General features: G+C 30.5%; 5 protein-coding genes. 1 reads left to right on the top strand and 4 read right to left on the bottom strand.

The features are described 5' to 3' along the window. Nucleotides 1-27: 27 nt before the first annotated feature. Complete coding sequence (kbl, locus tag Q0616_RS01780) at nt 28-1,227, bottom strand: glycine C-acetyltransferase (RefSeq protein ID WP_171622276.1); 1,200 nt, start codon at nt 1,225-1,227, stop codon at nt 28-30. 96 nt (nt 1,228-1,323) lie between these two features. Here kbl and Q0616_RS01775 point away from each other — a divergent pair, with 96 nt between their 5' ends. Then, nucleotides 1,324-2,235: a GNAT family N-acetyltransferase gene (locus Q0616_RS01775; RefSeq protein ID WP_298774549.1), complete on the top strand. Its 912-nt coding sequence runs from the start codon at nt 1,324-1,326 to the stop codon at nt 2,233-2,235. A 53-nt stretch (nt 2,236-2,288) separates the two neighbouring features. Here the strand turns inward: Q0616_RS01775 and Q0616_RS01770 are convergent, their stop codons facing one another. From Q0616_RS01770 to Q0616_RS01760, 3 genes are all read right to left on the bottom strand, one after another. Next, nucleotides 2,289-2,621: a hypothetical protein gene (locus Q0616_RS01770; protein ID WP_188319859.1), complete on the bottom strand. Its 333-nt coding sequence runs from the start codon at nt 2,619-2,621 to the stop codon at nt 2,289-2,291. Between the two features lie 79 nt (nt 2,622-2,700). After that, nucleotides 2,701-4,311 carry a family 10 glycosylhydrolase gene (locus Q0616_RS01765; RefSeq protein ID WP_260543472.1) on the bottom strand — a complete coding sequence of 537 codons (1,611 nt, stop codon included), beginning with the start codon at nt 4,309-4,311 and terminating at the stop codon, nt 2,701-2,703. A gap of 177 nt (nt 4,312-4,488) precedes the next feature. Beyond that, the gene (locus Q0616_RS01760) at nt 4,489-5,289 is read right to left on the bottom strand and encodes a T9SS type A sorting domain-containing protein (protein WP_284583850.1); all 801 of its coding nucleotides are present in this window, start codon (nt 5,287-5,289) and stop codon (nt 4,489-4,491) included. Between the last annotated feature and the right edge of the window lie 345 nt (nt 5,290-5,634).

Genomic DNA, 5,634 nt, shown 5'->3' with positions numbered 1-5,634 from the left:
ACCTTTTTTATAATATTTAGATAATAACTACTTAATCACTCCTAATTCTTTACCAACTTTAATAAAAGCTGCAATTGTATGATCTAATTGTTCTTTTGTATGTGCAGCTGATAACTGTACACGAATACGAGCTTTATCGCGAGGAACAACAGGGAAAAAGAAGCCGATGACATATACACCTTCAGCTAATAATTTATCTGCCATTACTTGAGATAATTTTGCATCGTATAACATAACTGGAACAATAGCAGCATCACCTTCTGGAATATCAAAACCAGCAGCTACCATTTCTTTGCGGAAGTAATTGGCATTCCACATAACTTTATCACGTAAAGAAGTATCAGTTTCTAACATATCTAACACTTGCAAAGCAGCACCAACAATTCCTGGAGCTAAAGAGTTAGAGAATAAATATGGACGAGATTTTTGGCGCAACATTTCAATTACTTCTTTTTTACCAGATGTAAATCCACCCATTGCACCACCTAAAGCTTTACCCAAAGTAGAAGTAATAATGTCTACACGTCCCATTACTTCGTTGTGTTCATGTGTCCCACGACCAGTTTTACCGATGAAACCAGTTGCATGAGAATCATCTACCATAACAAGTGCATCGTATTTTTCGGCTAAATCACAAACACCTTTTAAGTCTGCTACAATACCATCCATCGAGAATACACCGTCTGTTACAATGATTTTAAAACGATGATTTTTTTCAGAAGCGGCTATCAATTGCGCTTCTAAGTCTGCCATATTATTATTTTTGTAACGGTAACGAGCAGCTTTACACAAACGAACGCCGTCAATAATAGAAGCATGGTTTAATTCATCAGAAATAATAGCATCTTCTTCAGTAAATAATGGTTCGAAAACACCACCATTTGCATCAAAAGCAGCTGCATATAAAATCGTGTCTTCCATTCCTAAGAAATCAGCGATTTTCTTTTCTAATTGTTTGTGAACATCTTGTGTTCCACAAATAAAACGTACAGATGACATACCGTATCCACGATCATCTAACATTTTTTGAGAAGCCGAAATAACATCTTTATGATCTGATAATCCTAAATAATTATTTGCACAAAAATTTAACAATGTTTGACCATTTTCTAATGTGATTTCTGCACTTTGAGGAGAAGCAATGATGCGTTCTTTTTTGAACAGTCCTTGTTCTTCTAAGTCATTTAACTGAGATTGTAAATAGTTCTGAAATTTATCGCTATACATAATAAATCACTTTTTGTTTTGATATGTTTCATACAAATATAAAGGATTACGCTTATATTTTTCGTATTTTTGTGAGATATAAAAAAATTACAATCAGTGTTTCTAATCATCATATTTAGTTTTCAGTTTTATTTTTTAGCAAAATTTTTCAAAAAGGATAAATTAAAAACAGTTTTATCCGCAGTAGGGTTGTATATCGCAGGAGAAATAGCGTTTTCTTTTGTATTTGTAATGTTGTTTGCTTCAGGAATTATTGATATTGGTGTTAATTTTAGTAGTTCATCAATGGATAATTTGATGGAGAATAGCCTAAAAATGAATAAATACTTAGTAGAAAATTACGTTACTATTGCTGTGCAAGTCTTTTTATATATTGGAATTGGAATGTTTTATTACAATTCTTTGAAACGTAAGTGGACCTTACAAATGTTAGAAGGTGCAATTGACAAACGTAAAGATGAAATGCTACAAAATATAGAAGTTAAACAAAAAATAAATCCAGTTAAACTTAATGTTTATTGTCATTTTCATACCGTTAATGAGAAAAATATACATTTAGTTCAACCTTTAGCAAGAGAAATTTGGAATGAGTGTTACAAAGATTTATTAGCACAAGATCAAATCGATTATATGATTGATATGATGTACAATAACGATAAGGTAAACGAAGGAATTGCAAACGGTGATGTTTGGGAAATTTTAAAGATTGATAATGTTCCTTCTGGTTATTTACATTATAAATTGGAAGAGAATAATACAGTGTTCTTATCAAAAATTTACTTGAAAGAATCTAATCAAACCAAAGGAATTGGACAATTGATGTTGAATAGAGTAGTGGATTATGCAAAAGAAAAAGGTGCAAAAGCAGTTCATTTAACCGTTAATAAAAACAATGCAAAAGCAATTCGTTTTTATGAGAAAAATGGTTTCAAAAATATGGAATCGAAAACATTTGATATCGGAAATGGATACATTATGGATGATTACATTTATCAAAAATCAATTTAAAAGAGATAATAATCAGTATATAAAGTCATTGCATTTTTTGTAATGACTTTTTTTTATTTTAAACTATTAATTAGTTTATGATTTCTATAAATATGTAAAGATGTTTCTCCTTTATTTTTCACAATAGAGTCTCCTTTTTCAATAAATTTATCAGCTTCATCGTAAGGTAAAAAATAGTCAAAAAAATTGACTCTAACCATTCGCTTATTTCCTCTACTTTCATATTTTGTATAAATTTTTTGAACAATTCCTTTGTATTGGATTGTTTTATAATATTCATTAGGAACATAAGGTTTAGAGAAAAGAAAAAAATAACCAGCTACTCCTCCCAAAAATAAAAGAGGAATAAATAGCATTATATAAAGAATTATATTTTCTTTTTTCATTAGAAATTATTTAGAACTAAATATACAAAAACTGGACCTCAAGTTGAAGTCCAGTTTTTATTTTATATCCATTAAAATTTTAATTAATTCTTTCAGCAACGTAATCACTTTCGTTACCTATACGGTCTACAGCTTTTAGCGCAACAGCGGTTAAGCTTTTTCCATCTTTATGTTTTAAAACGGTTTGGTTCGTTTTTGTTTTATCCAATATAGAGGTTTCCCAATCGTTGTTGTAACGTGTGTACAAAATCCATTTTGACACATTTGATTGCATTTTATAATCACTCCAATTCATTACAACTTCCGATGTTTTAGCATTTACAATTAAACTTGGTTTTGCCAAATGATCTGTTTTTATCCAATTCATCGTTGGTACTAACGCTTTTGTTTTGTAAGGTCCTTCTTTTAAATAACTCAGCATCGAAGGATTTTTTGTTAAACCTGCAATACTCCAGTGAATTACACCTACATTATTTTGTAAAATTTCACCAGCCATTTTAACTTGATTTGTAATCTCCGTTGATCTGTCCGAAACTTTAACTTCAACTGTATTCAAACCAGGCCATAGGTGACGATTATGTGTGTTTTCAGATTTCCACCATTCTAATAATTTAGGAAAACTTTGCCCAGTTGAGTTAATTGGCCAATACAATTGAGGTGAAAAATAATCAACCCAACCTTTATTTAACCATAATTTTGCGTCAGCGTATAATTCATCATATTGCGAAGAACCTGTAATTCCAGAAGGGTAGCCCGGTTTCCATATTCCAAAAGGACTAATTCCAAATTTCACAAAAGGTTTTTCTTCTTTTATTTCTTTGTATATTCTTTCGATAATTGTGTTCACGTTTTGACGACGCCAATCTGCTCGCGATAAATTTCCTCCATTATTTTTGTAAACATTCCATGTTTTAGTATCAGGAAAATCTGCTCCGCCATTGTAAGAAGCATAAGGATAAAAATAATCATCAAAATGAACACCATCAATGTCATAACGAGAAACAATATCACGAACAACTTCTGAAACGTGATCTTGTGTTTTCTTATCAGCAGGGTCGAACCAGTACATTCCATTTTTCAATCTCACCACATTGTTTGGAGATTTTTTCACCATAGATTCGCTGGTTACAGAGCCACCGCTACTATGATGTGCTCGATATGGATTTAACCAAACATGCAATTCTAAACCTCTTTTATGTGCTTCTTCTACCCAAAATTCTAAGGGGTCGTAATAAGGAGAAGGTGCTTTCCCTTGTTGTCCAGTTAAAAAATAAGACCAAGGCTCTAAATTACTTTTATACATTGCATCTGCAGCCGGACGAACTTGAAATATAACTGCATTAAAATTGTTAGCTTCTAACATATCCAACAACTTTATCGCTTCATCTTTTTGCTGTGTTGTCGATAAATCTCGTTTCGAAGGCCAATTGATATTTGCAACAGAAGCCACCCATGCTGCTCGGAATTCGCGATTAACATCGGGTAATTTTACTGTAAAAATGTCGTCTTTTTTTGTAGAAATTTCTGTTTTAGGTGTAGTCGGAATTGTAGGTTCAGCAGGTTTTGTAGGTTGCTTAGTTTCTACTTTTTTATAGACTATTTTGTTCGAACTTTTATTAGATGAACAAGATGTTAATCCAATAGAAGTAACTCCAAGACACAATAAAATATGTTTAAAATTAATTTTCATTTGTTGAATGATAGATTTAGAATTACAAAATTAAGAAATAAGCCAATAGAAAACGTTTTTTTATCAATTCTTTATGAATTTAAAGCGAATAGAATGCTTACATATAAAAGCTTTCTATCCGTTTTATGTAACATTGTTTTGTAATTAAATATATGAAAATTTATCAAAAACTGAACGTTAATCTTTAATTACTTTTATTGTTTTTTTACTGTTCTCACTACTTATTTTTACCATATACGTTCCTTTTGGTAATTTTGAAATATCGACATCAATGTTAGCAGAATCGTACACTTTTTTAATTAACGTTTTACCAGATAAATCAAAAATTTCAATGTTTTTGATGTTGTGATCGTTTTTAATCGTTAAAACATCTTTTACAGGATTAGGATAATACGTCAATTTTGTTTTATTTACTTCTTGCGTAGCCAATGATTCTTTTTTGATGATAATATTATCTAAGCTTAAGTAAAATTGATCTGGATCAGAAAAGGCTCTAAAAGCAATATAATAGACTCCATCGGTAGGAACTTCAAAATTTACAGAAGCTGTTTCGTAAGGGTAATTTATAATTTCTTCATCAATCCAAAGTCTTTGTGTCATCGACTCGACATCAGGATTCAAGCCAATTAGTACTTCCATTTTTTCTGGAAACCAAGCATCAATTCCCATATAATCAAATTGTAGATTAATATTTTCGTTTGCTTTTAAATTAAGACCTTTTGAAAATAAATATGAATTAGCTGGATTATCATGAAAATAGTACATCATATAATATTTTCCTTCTGAAGGATCTGGCGTTTCTGAAGAAGCTTGATGAACGGCCCAATTGTTACCATTTCCAGCATTAATAATTGTCCATCCGTCAAGGTCCTCCGTTTCGAAACCGTACGAATAAGGTAAATCTGTGGCAGATTTATTTTGTGCATTTAGTGAGTATGTACCTAATAATAAAGTACTCAATAGTAAAATTTTTTTCATTTATTTTAGTGTTTAATTGTTTAAGAATTAGAAGATACAAAAACAAATGCTAACACAATTAAAATATTCAAAAAATAGACCTGATTTACATTAAATCTTAACTAATTCTATTATTTCTTTGAAAAAATTACGGAAAGGAATACTTTTACATCAATAAAATACTATGTTTCTAATTATATGTTTTGGAGTATTGATAATTTGTATGAATGTTATTTTACAATCAACATTTACAGTACATTCCCTTAAATATCTGCATAAATTCAATTTCAAAAACCAACGACTATCTATTAGTCATGTTTTGTGGCAAATGGCTCTATCAGTGTCTTTACTTACTTTGTTGCATGG

This window comes from uncultured Empedobacter sp. (assembly GCF_937930195.1).
Classification (GTDB): domain Bacteria; phylum Bacteroidota; class Bacteroidia; order Flavobacteriales; family Weeksellaceae; genus Empedobacter; species Empedobacter stercoris.
Note: the sequence above shows the minus strand (reverse complement) of the source record. Positions and strands in the feature narration are given on the sequence as shown.

Excerpts from the sequence above, each read along its gene's own strand:
- kbl (WP_171622276.1), bottom strand. The coding sequence starts at position 1,227 with ATGTATAGCGATAAATTTCAGAACTATTTACAATCTCAGTTAAATGAC.
- Q0616_RS01770 (WP_188319859.1), bottom strand. The coding sequence starts at position 2,621 with ATGAAAAAAGAAAATATAATTCTTTATATAATGCTATTTATTCCTCTT.
- Q0616_RS01765 (WP_260543472.1), bottom strand. The coding sequence starts at position 4,311 with ATGAAAATTAATTTTAAACATATTTTATTGTGTCTTGGAGTTACTTCT.
- Q0616_RS01760 (WP_284583850.1), bottom strand. The coding sequence starts at position 5,289 with ATGAAAAAAATTTTACTATTGAGTACTTTATTATTAGGTACATACTCA.